This is a genomic window from Cronobacter condimenti 1330, assembly GCF_001277255.1.
GTDB classification, from domain to species: domain Bacteria; phylum Pseudomonadota; class Gammaproteobacteria; order Enterobacterales; family Enterobacteriaceae; genus Cronobacter; species Cronobacter condimenti.
The window spans coordinates 1,173,447-1,190,547 of record NZ_CP012264.1; the positions used below are offsets into that span (position 1 = coordinate 1,173,447).

The 17,101-nt window shown below is 59.1% G+C and carries 13 protein-coding genes; 7 read left to right on the forward strand and 6 right to left on the reverse strand.

The genetic code is table 11. The features are described 5' to 3' along the window. The first annotated feature begins 14 nt into the window (after positions 1-14). The 4 genes from AFK62_RS05375 (at position 15) to AFK62_RS05390 (ending at position 4,896) form a co-directional block, all read left to right on the forward strand. Positions 15-1,280 (forward strand): GntP family permease, encoded by a 1,266-nt coding sequence (locus tag AFK62_RS05375; protein WP_007673622.1) that lies wholly within the window; start codon positions 15-17, stop codon positions 1,278-1,280. Between the two features lie 10 nt (positions 1,281-1,290). Next, positions 1,291-2,445, forward strand: a complete 1,155-nt coding sequence (locus AFK62_RS05380) for a glycerate kinase (RefSeq protein WP_007673614.1) — start codon at positions 1,291-1,293, stop codon at positions 2,443-2,445. Positions 2,446-2,565: 120 nt separating this feature from the next. Continuing rightward, complete coding sequence (gene hemH, locus AFK62_RS05385; RefSeq protein WP_007673612.1) at positions 2,566-3,528, forward strand: ferrochelatase; 963 nt, start codon at positions 2,566-2,568, stop codon at positions 3,526-3,528. 63 nt (positions 3,529-3,591) lie between these two features. Then, entirely contained in the window at positions 3,592-4,896 is a 1,305-nt protein-coding gene (locus AFK62_RS05390) for an inosine/guanosine kinase (RefSeq protein WP_007673610.1), read from the forward strand. A gap of 172 nt (positions 4,897-5,068) precedes the next feature. Here the strand turns inward: AFK62_RS05390 and ybaL are convergent, their stop codons facing one another. Continuing rightward, positions 5,069-6,751, reverse strand: a complete 1,683-nt coding sequence (ybaL, locus tag AFK62_RS05395) for a YbaL family putative K(+) efflux transporter (RefSeq protein WP_007673608.1) — start codon at positions 6,749-6,751, stop codon at positions 5,069-5,071. Between the two features lie 520 nt (positions 6,752-7,271). Between ybaL and ushA the strand changes: the two genes are divergently transcribed. Further along, entirely contained in the window at positions 7,272-8,924 is a 1,653-nt protein-coding gene (gene ushA, locus AFK62_RS05400) for a bifunctional UDP-sugar hydrolase/5'-nucleotidase UshA (protein ID WP_007673606.1), read from the forward strand. Position 8,925: 1 nt separating this feature from the next. Here ushA and ybaK read toward each other — a convergent pair whose 3' ends face one another. From ybaK to copA, 3 genes are all read right to left on the reverse strand, one after another. After that, a complete protein-coding gene (gene ybaK, locus AFK62_RS05405) occupies positions 8,926-9,405 on the reverse strand; it encodes a Cys-tRNA(Pro)/Cys-tRNA(Cys) deacylase YbaK (RefSeq protein WP_007673598.1) in 480 nt (159 codons plus the stop codon). 201 nt (positions 9,406-9,606) lie between these two features. Beyond that, positions 9,607-10,407: a TraB/GumN family protein gene (locus AFK62_RS05410; RefSeq protein WP_007673596.1), complete on the reverse strand. Its 801-nt coding sequence runs from the start codon at positions 10,405-10,407 to the stop codon at positions 9,607-9,609. Positions 10,408-10,655: 248 nt separating this feature from the next. Further along, on the reverse strand, positions 10,656-13,163 hold the full coding sequence (gene copA / locus AFK62_RS05415) for a copper-exporting P-type ATPase CopA (RefSeq protein WP_007673594.1): 2,508 nt from the start codon (positions 13,161-13,163) through the stop codon (positions 10,656-10,658). Positions 13,164-13,442: 279 nt separating this feature from the next. Between copA and AFK62_RS05420 the strand changes: the two genes are divergently transcribed. Then, complete coding sequence (locus AFK62_RS05420; RefSeq protein WP_007673592.1) at positions 13,443-13,670, forward strand: hypothetical protein; 228 nt, start codon at positions 13,443-13,445, stop codon at positions 13,668-13,670. A gap of 173 nt (positions 13,671-13,843) precedes the next feature. Continuing rightward, the gene (gene cueR / locus AFK62_RS05425; protein ID WP_007673590.1) at positions 13,844-14,254 is read left to right on the forward strand and encodes a Cu(I)-responsive transcriptional regulator; all 411 of its coding nucleotides are present in this window, start codon (positions 13,844-13,846) and stop codon (positions 14,252-14,254) included. 3 nt (positions 14,255-14,257) lie between these two features. Here cueR and AFK62_RS05430 read toward each other — a convergent pair whose 3' ends face one another. Next, positions 14,258-14,977 (reverse strand): DUF3142 domain-containing protein, encoded by a 720-nt coding sequence (locus AFK62_RS05430; protein WP_053531758.1) that lies wholly within the window; start codon positions 14,975-14,977, stop codon positions 14,258-14,260. Then, positions 14,947-17,088, reverse strand: coding sequence for a hypothetical protein (locus tag AFK62_RS05435; protein WP_007673584.1), 2,142 nt, complete (start codon positions 17,086-17,088; stop codon positions 14,947-14,949). Before AFK62_RS05435 ends, AFK62_RS05430 begins: the two co-directional genes overlap by 31 nt. Positions 17,089-17,101 lie beyond the last annotated feature (13 nt).

A 17,101-nucleotide genomic window follows, 5' to 3' on the forward strand; every position in this document is an offset into this window, starting at 1 on the left:
CAGAGAAAACAATAATGACAACGGTATCCACGCTCGGCGCGCTGACGGCGTTAGTCGTCGCGATTATTTTGATTCTGCGTAAAGTGCCCCCTGCTTACGGCATGCTGGCAGGCGCGCTGGCAGGCGGCCTGGTCGGCGGTGCCGATCTGGTGCACACAGTGAGCCTGATGATTGAAGGCGCCCAGGGCATTACCAACGCGGTGCTGCGTATCCTTGCGGCGGGTGTGCTGGCAGGCGTGCTGATTGAATCTGGCGCGGCACATACCATCGCCGAAACGATTGTCCGTAAAGTGGGCGAGAAGCGCAGCCTGATGGCGCTTGCTATCGCGACGCTTATCCTGACGGCAGTCGGCGTTTTTATCGACGTGGCGGTGATTACTGTCGCACCGATTGCGCTTTCCATCGCCCAGCGTGCGGGCATTTCGCGCATCGCGATCCTTCTTGCCATGATAGGCGGTGGCAAAGCGGGCAACGTGATGTCGCCAAACCCTAATACTATTGCCGCGGCGGATAACTTCCACGTGCCGCTGACGTCCGTCATGCTGGCAGGCGTCATTCCGGGCCTGTTTGGTCTGGCAATGGCCTGTTTTCTCGCAAATCGCCTCAGCCAGAAAGGCAGCCGGGTGACAGCGCAAGAGTTGCCGGTTAAAGACACCGGCCCGCGCCCCGGTTTCGCGGCTGCTATCAGCGCGCCGCTGGTGGCGATCATTTTACTGTCGCTGCGGCCTGTCGCGGGCATCGCTGTTGACCCGCTTATTGCGCTTCCGGCTGGCGGTCTTGCGGGCGCGCTGCTGATGGGCCGACTGCGCCAGTGCAACAGTTTCATGATTTCCGGCTTAAGCCGCATGGCACCGGTGGCGATTATGCTGCTTGGTACCGGGGCGCTCGCGGGCATCATTGCTCACTCCGGGCTTAAAGATGTGCTTATCGACACGCTGACCCATACCGGGCTGCCCGCGTGGCTGTTAGCGCCGCTCTCCGGCACGTTAATGTCAATGGCGACGGCGTCCACCACCGCAGGTACCGCCGTGGCGTCCGCGGTGTTCAGCCATACGCTGCTTGAGCTTGGCGTGAGCGGGCTTGCAGGTGCGGCCATGATCCACGCGGGGGCGACAGTGCTTGATCACCTGCCGCACGGCAGTTTCTTCCACGCGACCGGCGGCAGCGTCGGGATGACCGTTCATGAAAGGCTTAAACTTTTACCGTATGAAACGCTGGTGGGCTTCACTATTGCCACCGTATCGGCGCTGATGTTTGGCGTACTGGGTTTTGCTGCTTAAGGAATAAACCATGACAACCCTGAAAAAAATCGTTATCGCACCGGATTCATTTAAAGAGAGCCTGAGCGCCATGGATGTCGCGAAGGCTATCGAAGCGGGTTTTCGCGACATCTACCCGCAGGCGAACTACGTGTGTCTGCCGATGGCGGATGGCGGCGAAGGCACCGTCGAGGCGATGGTCGCCGCGACGGGCGGGCATATTGTTCATGTGCCGGTCACCTCGCCGCTCGGCAGGCGTGTTGAAGGGTTTTATGGCGTGCTTGGCGATGGTGAAACGGCGGTGATTGAAATGGCGGCGGCTTCCGGGTTGCATCTGGTACCGCCTGCCGATCGCGACCCGCGCATCACGACCAGTTTTGGCACCGGCGAACTTATCCTCGCGGCGCTGGATAGCGGTGCCAGCGCGATTATTATCGGCATCGGCGGCAGCGCCACTAACGACGGAGGCGCAGGCATGATGCAGGCGCTGGGCGCGCGCTTTTTAGACGATCAGCACCGTGGGCTGCTGCCGGGCGGCGCGGCGCTGGCGAACCTTGCGCGTCTTGATCTCTCAGGCCTCGACCCGCGCCTTGCGAATATTACGTTTACCGTCGCCTGTGATGTCGATAATCCGCTGTGCGGTGAGCACGGTGCATCGGCGGTGTTTGGGCCGCAGAAAGGTGCGACGCCAGAAATGGTGCCGATGCTGGATGCGGCGCTGCGACGCTTTGGCGAAACGCTCGAAGCCGCGACCGGCAAAACCATTATCCGCGCGCCGGGCGCGGGCGCGGCGGGCGGCATGGGCGCGGCGCTACTCGGCATGCTGAATGCGCAGTTGCGTCCGGGCATTGATATTGTGATTGAGTCGCTCGGGCTGGCGCAGGTGGTTCACGACGCCGATCTGGTGATAACCGGCGAAGGTCGGCTCGACAGCCAGAGTATTCATGGCAAAACGCCGATCGGCGTGGCACGAGTCGCGAAGCAATTCCAGCGCCCGGTGGTGGCGATTGCGGGCAGCCTGACGCGTGATTATCAGGTGGTCCATCAGCACGGAATAGACGCCGCGTTTTCCGTGATTGATCGCGTGGTCACACTGGAAGAGGCGTTGGCGGACGCCAGCCATAACCTGCGCGTCACGGCGCGTAACGTGGCGGCGCTCTGGCGCCTTGCGGAAAACCGGCGCTAGCGCCTTTTGCTGTTATCGGTTCCGGTGAATAACTTTTACGTTACAATGATTTTCATTCGCAGCGGTGCGGCTGAGTGTTTCAGGCGCGCCGTCCGCGCCGAAACTCGATGAGGAACCGTGATGCAGTCAGTAAAAAGCGGCGTTTTGTTAGTTAATCTCGGCACCCCACAGGCGCCAACCTCTTCCGCCGTAAAACGCTATTTAAAACAGTTTTTAAGCGACCGTCGCGTGGTCGACGTGCCGCGCGTTATCTGGTGGCCACTGCTGCGCGGCGTTATCCTGCCGCTGCGATCGCCGCGCGTGGCGAAGCTCTACCAGTCCATCTGGATGGAAGAGGGCTCGCCGCTGATGGTGTACAGCCGCCGTCAGGAAAAGGCCCTGAGCGCGGCGCTCGGCGATGTGCCGGTGGCGCTTGGCATGAGCTATGGCCAGCCGTCGCTTGACAGTGCAGTGCAAAAGCTGCTCGACCAGAACGTCGACCATATCATTGTGCTTGCCCTTTATCCGCAATACTCCTGTTCCACCGTCGCGGCGGTCTGGGACGAGCTGTCACGCATTACCGCCCGCTACCGTAAGCTGCCGTCGATGACGCTTATTCGTGATTACGCCTGTGAACCGGCGTACATCAGCGCGCTCGCGGAAACGGTGCACCGCTCGTTTGAGAAACATGGCGAACCGGATCTCCTGCTGCTCTCGTATCACGGTATTCCGCAGCGTTACGCCGATGAAGGCGACGACTACCCGCAGCGCTGTCGCGACACCACGCGTGAGCTGGTCTCCGCGCTCGGCATCGCGCCAGAAAAAGTGATGATGACCTTCCAGTCGCGCTTTGGCCGCGAGCCGTGGCTGACGCCGTACACCGACGAAACCATGAAAATGCTCGGTGAGAAAGGCGTGAAGCATATTCAGGTGATGTGTCCGGGCTTTTCGTCAGATTGTCTGGAGACACTGGAAGAGATAGCCGAACAGAACCGTGAAATTTTCATCGAGGCGGGTGGCGAAAAGTATGAGTATATTCCGGCGCTTAATGACGAGCCGGCGCATATCGCCATGATGAAGCAACTGGTGGACCGTTACCGCTGATCGCGTGCGGGGCGGTGAGTGTGCTACCATTCATCGCCTCAATAGCCACCTGCACGCAAGACCATGAAATTTCCCGGCAAACGTAAGTCCAAACATTATTTCCCCGTCAGCGATCGCGATCCGCTCCTGCAACAAATTCAACCTGAAACCGAAAATAGCACCTCCTGGGTGGTGGGTATCGACCAGACGCTGGTGGATATCGAAGCCCGCGTGGATGATGCGTTTATTAAACGCTACGGCCTGAGCCTCGGCCATTCGCTGGTTATCGAAGATGACGTCGCCGAAGCACTGTATCAGGAGCTGGTGCGCGAAAATCTGATCACCCATCAGTTCGCCGGGGGCACCATTGGCAACACGATGCACAACTATTCGGTGCTGGCAGATGACCGCTCGGTGCTGCTGGGCGTCATGTGTAATAACGTGCAGATAGGCGGCTATGCCTATCGCTATCTCTGCAACACCTCCAGCCGTACCGACCTGAACTATCTGCAGGGCGTCGACGGCGCGATTGGCCGCTGCTTTACGCTCATCAGCGAGCAGGGCGAGCGCACCTTCGCCATCAGCCCCGGGCAGATGAACCAGCTTCGCCCGGAAAGCATTCCGGAAGCGGTGATCGCAGGCGCGTCGGCGCTGGTGCTCACCTCTTATCTGGTGCGCTGCAAGCCCGGCGAGCCGATGCCGGAGGCGACCATGACCGCCATTCGTTACGCCAAAAAGCATAACGTGCCGGTGGTGCTGACGCTCGGCACCAAATATGTGATTGCCGATAACCCGCAGTGGTGGCGCGATTTCCTCAAAGAGCACGTGTCTATTCTTGCGATGAACGAAGAAGAGGGCGAAGCGCTGACGGGCGAGAGCGACCCGCTGCTGGCGTCTGACAAGGCGCTCGACTGGGTCGATCTGGTGCTCTGCACCGCCGGGCCGGTGGGTCTGTTTATGGCGGGCTTTACCGAGGATGAAAGCAAACGCAAAACGCAGCATCCGCTGCTGCCAGGCGCGATTGCGGAATTCAACCAGTATGAGTTCAGCCGCGCCATGCGGTTTAAAGATTGCGAACAGCCGCTGCGTATTTTCTCTCATATCGCGCCATACATGGGCGGGCCGGAGAAGATAATGAACACCAACGGCGCCGGCGACGGCGCACTCGCTGCGCTGTTGCACGACATTACCGCCAATAATTACCATCGCACCAACGTGCCGAATTCGAGCAAGCATAAATACACGTGGCTAACGTACTCGTCACTGGCGCAGGTATGTAAATACGCGAACCGCGTGAGTTATCAGGTGTTGAACCAGCATTCACCGCGCCTGACGCGTGGCCTGCCGGAGCGTGAAGATAGCCTGGAAGAGGCGTACTGGGAGCGTTGAGTTTAGCGGTGGTGGCGGGTGGCGCTGTGCCGACTCGCCCTGCCATGACGGCTCTGCTTTTCGTAGTTTGTAGGGTGGATAAGCGTAAGCGCATCCACCCTTTTTGTTTTCGATGGCGGGTGAGTTAACGGTTAAAAGGTGGGTAAGCGTTAATGCCACCCACCTTATCGCCTCAGCTGCGATCTAAAATCTCCTGCGCCTGTTCTGGTTTATCCAGCATACGCAGGATAGTGCTCGCGATTTCGCGCTCGCCCATCACCACCTCATTCGCGCCGCGCTCGGTGATGTAATCCACCTCGTCGTCGTAATGGGCGCGGGCGATGATTTCAATATCCGGGCGTTTCTCACGCGCGGTGGCGACGATTTCACCTGCCTCGTAGCCATTCGGAATGGTCAGCAGCAGCCAGCGCGCGCAGTCCAGATGGGCCAGCGCCATGATCTGTTCATTGGCCGCGTTGCCAAGCACTGCGCGTATGCCGCGCTCGCGTAGCGCCTCAACGCGGGAGCGTGAGGTTTCCACCACCACCAGCGGAATGCCTTCGGCGATAAGCTTCTCGCCAAGCAGGCTACCCACTCGCCCGTAACCGACCAGCAGCGCGTGGTTGCAGATGTCCACCGGGTTTTGCTGCTCCTCTTCCATCGCCTCTTCAAGCGTCTGTTCTTCCAGCTCGTCATGGTGGGAGAGAAAGCGCTCCAGCAGCGTAAACATCACCGGATTTAACATGATGGAAAGGATAGCGCCGGCCAGTACCAGGTTCTGCCCGTCCTGCGGGAGCAAATCGAGTGACATGCCAAGCCCCGCCAGAATAAACGCGAATTCGCCAATCTGCGCCAGACTCACCGCAATCGTCAGCGCCGTACGGCGCGAGTGGCCGAACAGCTTCACCAGGGCAAACGCCGCCAGTGATTTACCAAACAGGATAATCAGCAGCGTGCCGAGTACCGCCAGCGGCTGCTGCACCAGGATCATGGGGTCGAACAGCATCCCGACCGAGACGAAAAACAGCACGGCAAACGCGTCACGCAGCGGCAGTGTGTCGTGTGCGGCGCGGTGGCTAAGCTCGGATTCGTTCAGCACGACCCCTGCGAAAAACGCGCCCAGCGCGAAGGAAACATCAAACAGCTCTACCGCGCCGAACGCGATGCCGAGTGCCAGCGCCAGCACCGCAAGCGTAAACAGCTCGCGTGAACCGGTCGCTGCGCTGCGCGCCAGGATCCACGGCACGACACGGCGTCCCACCAGCATCATCAGCGCGATAAACGCCGCCACTTTGCCAAGCGTAATGCCCATATCCACGCTCAGCGTCGCAAGACCGATATTGCCTTTCTCCAGCATCCCGGCAATGGCGGGCAGCAGCACCAGCGTCAGCACCATTACCAGGTCTTCGACAATAAGCCAGCCGATGGCAATCTGCCCGCGCTGGCTGTCGATAAGCTGCCGCTCCTCAAGCGCGCGCAGCAGCACGACGGTACTGGCAGTGGAAAGACACAGACCGAACACGATGCCGGTCATCAGCGACCAGTCAAGGAGCGAGGATAAACCCACACCCAGCAGCGTCGCGACGGCGATTTGCAGAATAGCGCCAGGGATAGCTATCGACTTTACCGCCATCAGATCTTTGAGTGAAAAATGCAAACCCACGCCGAACATCAGCAGGATCACGCCAAGCTCCGCCAGCTCCGGCGCAAGCTTCGTATCCGCGACAAAACCGGGCGTAAACGGCCCGGCCATCACGCCCGCCAGCAGGTAGCCCACAAGAGGTGAGATGCGCAGCCGGTTGGCGAGCATACCGAGAATAAAGGCCAGAACAAGGCCACCGACAAGTGTGGTGATAAGCGGTGTGGCGTGATGCATTCCGTCTCCTTTCGTTGAATGTGATACACCGGATGGTTTGCGTGCAACTCGTAACAGTTTATGACAAATCTCGGCAGCGCGGGGCGGAATGTGAGTGAAAACTTTCTGAAAACGGCCATTAAACGAAAAAAATGCCAGCCGGGTTTATAAATCGATGTTATCGGCTGAAAAGCGAGATTTTATGCGGTAGAAGAGCCAAGCGGATAACGAGTTATATAAAGAAAATAGCCCCTTTTTTTAAAGTAAAAGGTAAACAGCGCCTCAACAGCTCGCATTGATGGGTAAGGGGCGGTTTTTTGCAGAAATCATGACCGCAAGAGGAGAGCAATCATAAGGATTTACGCAGCGGCTTCGCTTTTTTGCCGCGAAGTCGCTAAACAGCGGCTTTCTGAATAAGGCGTAAACGTTGCTTCTTGTTATCACGCGGTTTTGAGGAAAGTCGCAAATCTGAAAACAAAGTTGAGTATGTTCGGCAGGCGCTGTAATTTCAGCATTCACGTTAAGGATAGGGAGAGTTGTCATGGGGTTTGCCAGAAAAGGGTTGGCTGTCGCATTACTGGCGGGTCTGAGCCTGCTGAGCGGCGGTGCATCCGCCTGGGAGCAGGATAAAACGTATAACATCACCATTTTGCACACCAACGATCATCACGGTCATTTCTGGCGTAACGAATATGGCGAATATGGCCTGTCGGCGCAAAAAACGCTGGTGGACAGCGTGCGGCGTGAAGTGACGGCGCAGGGCGGCAGCGTACTGTTGCTCTCCGGCGGCGATATCAACACGGGCGTACCAGAATCTGACCTGCAGGACGCCGAGCCCGATTTTCGCGGCATGAACATGATTGGCTATGATGCGATGGCCGTCGGCAACCATGAATTCGACAACCCGCTGAGCGTGCTGCGCCAGCAGGAGAAGTGGGCGAAATTCCCGCTGCTCTCCGCCAATATCTACCAGAAAAGCACCAACGAGCGTCTTTTTAAACCCTGGGCGATTTTCAAACCGCAGGGTATCAAAATCGCCGTGATTGGGCTTACGACCGACGACACGGCGAAAATCGGCAACCCGGAATTCTTTACCGATATTGAATTTCGCAAGCCTGCCGACGAAGCGAAACTGGTGATTCAGGAGCTTCAACAGAACGAAAAACCGGATGTCATTATTGCCGCCACCCACATGGGCCATTACGACAACGGCAATCACGGATCTAATGCACCGGGCGATGTCGAACTGGCGCGCGCGCTGCCGGCAGGGGCGTTAACCATGATTGTGGGTGGGCACTCACAAGACCCGGTCTGCATGGCGTCCGAGAACAAAAAACAGGTGGATTACGTGCCGGGCACGCCATGCGCGCCGGATCAGCAGAACGGCACCTGGATTGTGCAGGCGCATGAATGGGGCAAATATGTTGGTCGCGCGGATTTCCAGTTCCGCAACGGCGAAATGAAGCTGGTGCACTATCAGCTCATCCCTATCAACCTTAAGAAGAAAGTGACCTGGGATAACGGCCAGACCGAGCGCGTGCTCTATACGCCACAAATCCCGGAAAACCCACAGATGCTCTCACTGCTGACGCCGTTCCAGAAAAAAGGCCAGGCGCAGCTGATGGTGAAAGTGGGCAGCGTCAACGGGCGTCTGGAGGGCGATCGCAGCAAAGTACGTTTTGTGCAAACCAGCATGGGGCATTTGATTCTTAACGCCCAGATAGCCCGTACCAGCGCAGACTTCGCGGTGATGAGCGGCGGCGGCATTCGCGACTCCATCGAAGGCGGCGATATTACGTATAAAGATGTGCTTAAGGTACAGCCGTTCGGCAACACGCTGGTGTATGTCGATATGACGGGTAAAGAAGTGCTGGAGTACCTGAGCGCGGTCGCGCAGAAAAAGCCCGATTCCGGCGCTTATCCGCAGTTCGCGAATGTCAGCTTCACCGCAACCGGCGGTACGCTGAATGACGTGAAAATCAAAGGCGAGCCGGTTGACCCGGCGAAAACCTACCGTATGGCGACGCTCAGCTTTAACGCCACCGGCGGCGATGGTTATCCGCCGATTGATAAAAAACCCGGTTACGTCAACACCGGTTTTGTGGATGCGGAAGTGCTGAAACAGTACATCCAGCAGAGCTCGCCGCTGGATGTAAACGCTTTTGAGCCGAAAGGCGAGGTAAACTGGCAGTAACTTAATCGCGGCGGGCGATATCGGCGAACTGCGCGCTCAGCAGTTTCGCTAAATCCACCGCTGCGAGTTCAATATCCAGCCCGCGCTTGCCGCCAGAAATATAAATGGCCGGGAAGTCGCGGGCTGGCGCGTCTATTAGCGTCGGCAGGCGCTTTTTCTGACCAAGCGGGCTGATGCCGCCTACCAGATACCCGGTGGTGCGCTGCGCAATCATCGGGTCTGCCATCTCCACTTTCTTCGCGCCCAGCGCCTTCGCAACTTTTTTCAGATCAAGTTGTGTAGCGACGGGCGTGACGGCAACGGCGAGCTGTTTCATATCGCCATTGATAGCCACCAGCAACGTTTTATACACCTGCTCTGCATTAAGCCCGAGCTTACGCACCACTTCATCGCCGAAGTTGGTTTCATTCGGGTCGTGATCGTAGGCGTGCAGCGTAAACGGTATTTTATTTTTCTCGAGTAAATTCACGGCGGGCGTCATTTTCCCTTTTCCCCCTCAGAATGGCCTGTCGGCACAGCATAGCGCCGATGGGCCGTGAAAAAATTGTATCAGCTTGCTGGATTATATTGGCAGCGTGGATGGTTTGCGCGACAATCGCCGCAACCGGCCGCCTGGCGGTCGGCATAACGATAATAACGAAAGTTCCTCTTTGACGGGCCAGTAGCGATACTGGCCTTTTTTTTATTCTGGCGTGCGGAACATCGCCGGCAGGTTATCTTCGCCGTAAAGATGCAGTGCGCCGACCGCGACCACATAACGCCCTGGCGGCAGCGTCTGCAAGTAACGATGCCACTGGCGGTTACGCTGCTGCATCAGCATATCGCCGAGTTCGGCGCTAAACGTGTTCGGCAACGCGACGTTATCGGCCTGCGGCGGGCGGGCCATCCACCAGCCAATCATTATCTGCAACAGACGCGCGTTGGTGTGCCAGTGGATAAGGGTATCTTCCAGCAGCGCCAGACCCTCCTGGGGCAGGCGGCGCAGCAGTGCGACCTGGCTTTGCGCGCCTTCCAGTTCTTTTACCGCGATCTGATGCGTTTGCGCAGCGTTCAGTAACTGATAGTCGATGCCGAAATCGGGACGCAGGCCGAGGCGCTGCGCCTGATGAGCCTGCAAAATCAGCGCGACCTGCCAGAGCGGCAGCTCGTCCAGCCGCGAGAGCGGCAATGCCAGATCATCAATCAGTTTTTCAAGCTGGCTATATAGCGCTTCGTCAAGACGTGCGGCGAGCGGCGGGCAGGGAGGCGGGGCGCCGAAGGGCGACGCATCGCCGCGAATATCGGCTTCGACAATCAGCGCATCGGCGCGCTTTAGCTTCTCCACCAGACGCGCCGGGAGCGGCGCCATATCTGGCGTGCCCATGTGGATGCTGCCGACCAGGTGCAGATAGCGCCCGCCGGGCAGCGTAATATCCACTGCCGGCCACGGATAACCGGGACGCAGGCTCTCAAACCAGGTGCGCAGACGACGTAACAGGCCCATAACCACTCCCTGAATAAAAAAACCATGCTAACGCGCCGACGGGACGGGTGCAAACGAGGGGCGGGCGGTTCCGGCGCTGAATTCACCGGAGCTAAACGGCCGTGGCAGTACGGCGAGCGCGCTAATGGCCGCATCCGGTGTGGCGTCATTTTCGGTTCGTACATTTCACACGTGGCGTTATACAACCCCCCGCGTCGATTTTCGCGGCGTTGATGGGCATAAAAAAGCCCGCCGAAGCGGGCCTGAGCTTATTTTTTCGGGGTGAAGCGCAGCAGCCGGTTGGCGTTGCTCACCACCGTAATCGAGGAGAGCGCCATCGCGGCGCCGGCGACGACCGGGTTTAGCAACGTACCGGTAAAGGGCCAGAGGATGCCCGCCGCGACAGGGATGCCGAGCGCGTTATAAATAAACGCGCCGAGCAGGTTCTGTTTCATATTGCCAAGCGTGGCTTTCGCGATGGCCATCGCATCGGCGACGCCCGTCAGGCTGTGACGCATTAACGTTATCGCCGCTGTTTCAATCGCCACGTCGCTGCCACCGCCCATCGCGATACCTACGTCGGCCTGCGCCAGCGCCGGGGCGTCGTTGATGCCATCACCAATCATTGCTACTTTGCGGCCTGCCTGCTGGAGCGTCTGAATCGCCTGCGCCTTCCCGTCTGGCAGCACGCCTGCAATCACCTCATCAATCCCCGCCTCGCGGGCGATAGCGTTGGCGGTGACGGCGTTATCGCCGGTCAACATCACCAGCCGGTAGCCTTCGCGATGCAGACGCGCCAGCGCTGCCGTGCTGTCCTCGCGCAGCGGATCGCGAATGGCGAAGAGGGCGGCAAGCGTACCGTCTATCGCAAGCAGCACCGGCGTGGCACCAAGGCCCGCCTGACGTTGTGCTTCTTCATGCAGCGCGTCGGTGGCGATGCCGTTTTCTTCCAGTAATGCCGCATTGCCCAGCAGCAACGTTTTGCCCTGTATCTCGCCGCTGACGCCCAGACCGCGCAGCGTACGAAAACCGCTAACGGCAGGAAGCACAGCCCCCTGCGCCCGGTCAACAATCGCGCGTGCCAGCGGGTGGCTGGATCCTTGTTCCAGCGCGGCGGCAAAACGCAGCGCGTCAGCGTCGGTCAGGACGCCGACGGTCGCTATCGCCGCCACCTGCGGTTTACCTTCGGTCAGCGTGCCGGTTTTGTCGAAGACCAGCGTGTCTACGCCGCTTGCCCGTTGGAGGGCGTCAGCATCGCGAACCAGCACGCCAAACTCGGCGGCGCGCCCGACGCCTGAGATAATCGACATCGGTGTGGCAAGGCCGAGCGCACACGGGCAGGCGATGATAAGCACCGTGGTCACAATGACCAGGGTATAGACAATTTGCGGCGCAGGGCCTGCGAAAAACCAGATGGCCCCACTAACGAGCGCAATCAGCACCACGACCGGCACAAATACCGCGGAGATGCGGTCTGCCAGTTTGCCGATTTCCGGCTTGCTGCTCTGGGCCTGGCGCACCATACGGATAATGCGCGATAGTGTGGTGTGGTTGCCGACCGCGGCGGCACGGAACAGCACGCTGCCATCCTGAACGACGGTACCTGCGTGAATAGTATCGCCCGCTGCTTTTTGCTGCGGTACGGGTTCGCCGGTGAGCATCGCTTCATCGAACCAGCCTTCGCCTTCGGTGATGTCGCCATCCACCGGCACGCGATCGCCTGTCGTAAGGCGCAGCGTCATGCCTGGCGTAACGTCTGCCAGCGGCACGTTTTTTTCGCCGTCCGGCGTTACGACGCGCGCAACCGGCGGCGTCAGATCCAGCAGGCGTTCCAGCGCTTTAGAAGAACGCTGACGAGCGCGCGCCTCCAGCATATGGCCGAGATTAATCAGACCGATAATCATGGCGCTGGCTTCGTAATAAAGATGGCGCGCCTCCATCGGGAACCACTGCGGCCAGAGGTTAACGCTCATAGAGTAGAGCCACGCCGTACCGGTCCCGAGCGCCACCAGCGTATCCATAGTCGCGCTGCGGTTCATCAGGCTTTTCCACGCGCTGCGGTAGAAGTGGCCGCCTGCGACAATCATCACGCCCAGCGTGATAAGACCGATGACCAGCCAGAGCGAACGGTTGGCGTCGGTGACCATCATATTGTCGCCGAACATGCCCCACAGCATGACCGGGACGCCGAGCGCGAGTGCGAGCGCCGCCTGCCAGCGAAAGCGCTTCATGGCCGCCTGCGCGGTTTGCTGCTGGCGCTCGCGGCGCTCGGCTTCATCGTCGATAGCCTCTGCGCCGTAACCCGCTTTTTCGACCGCTGCAATTAATTCAGCGGCGGAGGCGTGGCCCATGACCAGGGCCGTACGCTCCGCCAGATTGACCCGTGCCTGCGTGACGCCCTCGACGCCCTGAAGGGCGTTCTGAACACGGCTCACGCAACTGGCGCAGCTCATTCCATTGATGAGCAGCTGTCGGCTGTCATCTTCATCGACGGGCTGTGCTGCCGGAAGCTCAGGTTGCGCCGCTGTCAGTGCTTCCGACGGGGTTGATGACTCTGTCAGCGGGTTAGCCTTTGGGTGTGCGAGCGTCGCGTCGTAGCCGGCCTGTTTCACCGTTTCAATAAGCGCATCCGCTGATGCGCTGGTGGTGACACTGGCATGTTCAATGGTGACCTCAGCCTGTTCGACATCCGGGCGTTGCTCCAGGCTCTCTTTCACCCGTTTCACGCAGTGCCCGCAGGAAAGCCCGTCCAGGGCCAGTTCGATGGTGTTCGACATACGTTGTCTCCTCGGTAAGCGGTCAGCCTCAGGTTGACCAGAAAATGGTATCCGTTCTACTGTTATTTAGCGTAAACCTTCCATCAAGGGGAAGGTCAAGGATTTAAATCGCGGATGAAAAGGTGTGCGTAAGAATTAGTGTTCAGTTGGCGTTAATGTTTAGGCAACGTGTCCAGAGCGCCATGAAGTTAGTTATCTTCGAATTCATTGGGGCATGAGTATTGAAGGACTCTGGCGTTCCTTTTCACACGCGCGCGAAATCTGGTTCTGGAAAATGTTATGAAATGTCTGAAATTATCGCTTTTTGCTGTGATCAGGGCAGTATGCGGCGCAGCGCTAATGCTGCTGATTTTGCCTGTGGTGTGTCGGTTAGTGGTTGGCCCCGTGTATGGGGAAGATCAAATGTCGCAAAACTTTCTTATCTTTCTGGTGGGCACCCCGTTACTGGCCCTGCTCGGCGCGTTAGCTGGCTGGTTTCTGGGAAAAAAGGCGATCGGGGCGCATTGAAGTAGCGCGTGATACTTTCTGAAAGCCTGTATGGGGCGTCGTACGTTATCATCCTTTAATGAATGCCGGGATCCGGGGTGAACAGCGTTCGGAGCGATGAAGCGCGTAACCCGGTCGATTAGCCATGAGCGTTACGGCACGGCGTCATTTAAACCTTCCATCAAGGGGGAAACATGAATATCAGCGATGTGGCGAAAAAAACGGGGCTGACCAGCAAAGCGATTCGTTTTTATGAAGAAAAAGGGCTGGTGACGCCGCCGCTGCGTGGGGATAACGGCTACCGCACCTATTCGCAGCGGCATATCGACGAACTGACGCTGCTGCGTCAGGCGCGTCTGGTGGGGTTTAACCTGGAAGAGTGCCGCGAGCTGGTGCATCTGTTTAACGATCCGGCGCGGCACAGCGCGGACGTGAAAGCGCGTACGCTGCAAAAGGTGGCGGAGATCGAAAACCATATTGAGACCCTGCGCGCGATGCGCCAGCAATTGCTCGACCTTGCGGCGGCGTGTCCGGGCGATGACGGCGCGGATTGCCCGATTATCGATAATCTCTCGGGCTGCTGCCACCGCCGCACGGACGCGTAACGCTCAGCGCGCGGGATTCAGTACAAAAATCACCGCGCCGCGATACCAGGGCGACGTCGCGAGTGTTTTTTCTTCGGTTTTATCCCATTCACCGTTCTGCGCGATACCGATTTTAAAAGGAATGCGCAGCTCCAGCAGGGCAGGCAGATAGCGCGCATAGCCCGGTACCGTATGGCGGCCCTGGTAGGTTTGCACCACCAGTTCATCCACGGGCAGGGCATTGAGCCTGGCGACGCTGCCGGTCTGCGCCCAGTCGAGCAGACCCGTGACGCCGAGCGCGAAGCGCGCATCCAGCCGCGCCCGTAGCCGCGTTAAAAACCGGCCGTAGTCGTCGATACGGTGCGTGGCCGCGTCAAAATCAATCTGCAACCCGGTCACCCGATTCCCGGCCTGCGCCCAGCGCGCGGGCAGACGGGCAAGTGTATCGAGCATCTCATCCGTGAGATCAAGCCGCTCCAGGCGTACCGTGACCCAGAGCGCGGGCGCGCGCAGCCTGGCGACGGGCTGGCCGAGACGCACGAACGTCGCCTGGCCCCGACGCGTCACCACGTCGCCCTGATGCAGATAGATAACCTCCGCGTCGCGCAGCGCCGCGGGCGGCCTGACGCCAGACCAGAGCCAGAAAGCCCGATAGTCGGCGTCACTGGCGCGCGTGACCTGCGCAAAGGCGCTGGAGGCTACCAGCAGCAGGCTTACCAGTAATACTTGAGCTGCTGCGCCCATGGGCTTCCCGGCCAGTTTTTCTTAAGCTGCCCGAACCAGGCTTTACGCGTCGCTTTATCGACCTCTTCACCGCCGCAGTCGTTATAACCTGACGGCGCATAGCACATCACGGCGCGGTAGAGTGCGTAACTCTTATCTTCCGGTTCGGCTTTCGGGCTTGCTATCACCTGCTGATAATAATGCTGGCGATCCGGCTGCCCCACCGGATGGTCGCTACGGGTGACGATATCCAGCGTGCTGTTGCCGCCGGTGTCGCCCCACGGGTTAACCCGCGCGCCCGTCAGGCGGAAAAACTCGCCCAGACAGTTGAGCGCATGGCTGTCATTCGGGCGGTTTACCAGTGTCTTCGCGGTATCGTCGAGCGGCGCGCAGGCGTAGCCTTCCGCCACGTCGTCGCCCGCCCAGTTGAAGACCTGCATATTCACATCGCCGAACGTTTTTTCATCGAGCGGCTTGAGATCCTTCGCCAGCGCTTTGTCCTGCAGATAATCCTGATAGCGGCCTTCGATCAGATGGCGCATCAGCAACGTGTGCAGCGCAATGGTGCGCTCCTCGTTGTTCATGCCGTGTTGCGCCTGCGTTTTGATAAGATCGAGCGGCGCTTTGGTTTTCAGCACCAGCGAGCGGTAGCGCAAGCCAGTCACCAGGCTGTCAGGCGCGAAAATCGCCGCCGCTTCGTTGTTTTCGACCAGCGCGGCGGCCAGTTTCATCTGCAGCAGTTGCTGTTCTGCGCCCGGCTTCGCGGATTTCAGCAGACGCTGCCAGTGGTCGCGCGCCGCTGCCCACTGCTTTTGCGCGCCTAACGCATCGCCGTAAAGCACCTGCTCGCTAAAGGCGAGAATATCGTTTTGCGGCAGGCTGTCCGCAGGCGTAATGGCGGCGACGACGGCGGCATAATCTGCCTGCTGCCAGAACAGCCAGGCGTTTTGCAGGTAGTTCCACAGCGGCATCAGGCCCGCTTTTTCGTAGAAGGGCTTGTACTCATCAAGCATCTGGCGCGTCACATGCGGATTTTTTTCGCCTTTACGTTCCTGCTCGCGTAGCCAGCGCAGCGTCTGGGTGAAGGTGAGGAGCGGCGCATCGGGGCTGCTGACAAACCAGGTGTCGCCGTTTGCGTCTTTGCTTTGCAGCTTGCTGTCGTTTTCCAGCAGGAGTTCGCGCAGGGCGTCGGCATCCGGCGCGTCTTTCAGCGCCTGTTCATAGCGCGGGGCCAGCGCATCCCAGTCCTGTAAATACCAGTAAATACGGCGCTGCATGTCGCGCGCGGAGTCGGCGTAAGCGCCTGTCGGCCAGGTTTTGAGGTAATCCTCAGAGTAGGCCAGCGCCTGACGGGCAGCGTTTTTATCAATCTTCGTGGTATCAAAGAGACCGTAATCGTCATCCACGGCGCTGGCGCTACTTTCATTAAGCGCAACGCGCATCAGCATATACGCGGCGGTTTGCGCCACCCACGGCTGAGTGCTTGCTTTCAACGCGCTAAAGCGTTCTGCGGCGGCGGGGTAGTCACCCTGATAGAAGGCCGTTGCGGCGGCAAGGTAGTCGTCGAACGCGGCGGCAGCGGAGCCCTGCGGTGCGTTCACGCTGTCGGGCGTGCTGTCAGAGGATTGATAAATGTTCAGACGTGCCTGCGCCAGCGCCTGACGCTGCGCCTCGGTGAGTGATTTTTCATCCTTCAGCGCCGTCAGAAACGCAATGACGCTCTGCGAATTATTGGAGACAAAACGGTTCTCGCGATCGGTATCGCTGGCAGTCGCGGCTGCCGGGTCAAGATGCATAGCGGTTAAAAGCGTCGCGAGCGGATCTGGCTCGGCGGCTGTCGCATCGCCGGCGGCGGCCGGTTCGCTGCCATCATCCTCGTGGTAACCAAAGTGATAGGCGCGGGTGAGGCGCGGGTCAGCGGGTAGCGGGTAGACCGGCAGCGCGAAATGTTTCTGCTCGCTAATCAGGCGCATCAGGTTGTCGCGGGTATCATTATTCACATCAAGCCAGGGCGCGCTTTCCAGCACGCAATCAGACGAACCCCAGGTGCAGGTTTCAATATCGGATGAGGCCTGGCTTAACACCGGCAGCGCGAGAAGGGCAAAAGCGATCCCTGTCAGTCTTGGCGTCATAACGTCGTTTCCT

Excerpts from the sequence above, each read along its gene's own strand:
- AFK62_RS05375 (WP_007673622.1), top strand. The coding sequence starts at position 15 with ATGACAACGGTATCCACGCTCGGCGCGCTGACGGCGTTAGTCGTCGCG.
- AFK62_RS05380 (WP_007673614.1), top strand. The coding sequence starts at position 1,291 with ATGACAACCCTGAAAAAAATCGTTATCGCACCGGATTCATTTAAAGAG.
- hemH (WP_007673612.1), top strand. The coding sequence starts at position 2,566 with ATGCAGTCAGTAAAAAGCGGCGTTTTGTTAGTTAATCTCGGCACCCCA.
- AFK62_RS05390 (WP_007673610.1), top strand. The coding sequence starts at position 3,592 with ATGAAATTTCCCGGCAAACGTAAGTCCAAACATTATTTCCCCGTCAGC.
- ybaL (WP_007673608.1), bottom strand. The coding sequence starts at position 6,751 with ATGCATCACGCCACACCGCTTATCACCACACTTGTCGGTGGCCTTGTT.
- ushA (WP_007673606.1), top strand. The coding sequence starts at position 7,272 with ATGGGGTTTGCCAGAAAAGGGTTGGCTGTCGCATTACTGGCGGGTCTG.
- ybaK (WP_007673598.1), bottom strand. The coding sequence starts at position 9,405 with ATGACGCCCGCCGTGAATTTACTCGAGAAAAATAAAATACCGTTTACG.
- AFK62_RS05410 (WP_007673596.1), bottom strand. The coding sequence starts at position 10,407 with ATGGGCCTGTTACGTCGTCTGCGCACCTGGTTTGAGAGCCTGCGTCCC.
- copA (WP_007673594.1), bottom strand. The coding sequence starts at position 13,163 with ATGTCGAACACCATCGAACTGGCCCTGGACGGGCTTTCCTGCGGGCAC.
- AFK62_RS05420 (WP_007673592.1), top strand. The coding sequence starts at position 13,443 with ATGAAATGTCTGAAATTATCGCTTTTTGCTGTGATCAGGGCAGTATGC.
- cueR (WP_007673590.1), top strand. The coding sequence starts at position 13,844 with ATGAATATCAGCGATGTGGCGAAAAAAACGGGGCTGACCAGCAAAGCG.
- AFK62_RS05430 (WP_053531758.1), bottom strand. The coding sequence starts at position 14,977 with ATGGGCGCAGCAGCTCAAGTATTACTGGTAAGCCTGCTGCTGGTAGCC.
- AFK62_RS05435 (WP_007673584.1), bottom strand. The coding sequence starts at position 17,088 with ATGACGCCAAGACTGACAGGGATCGCTTTTGCCCTTCTCGCGCTGCCG.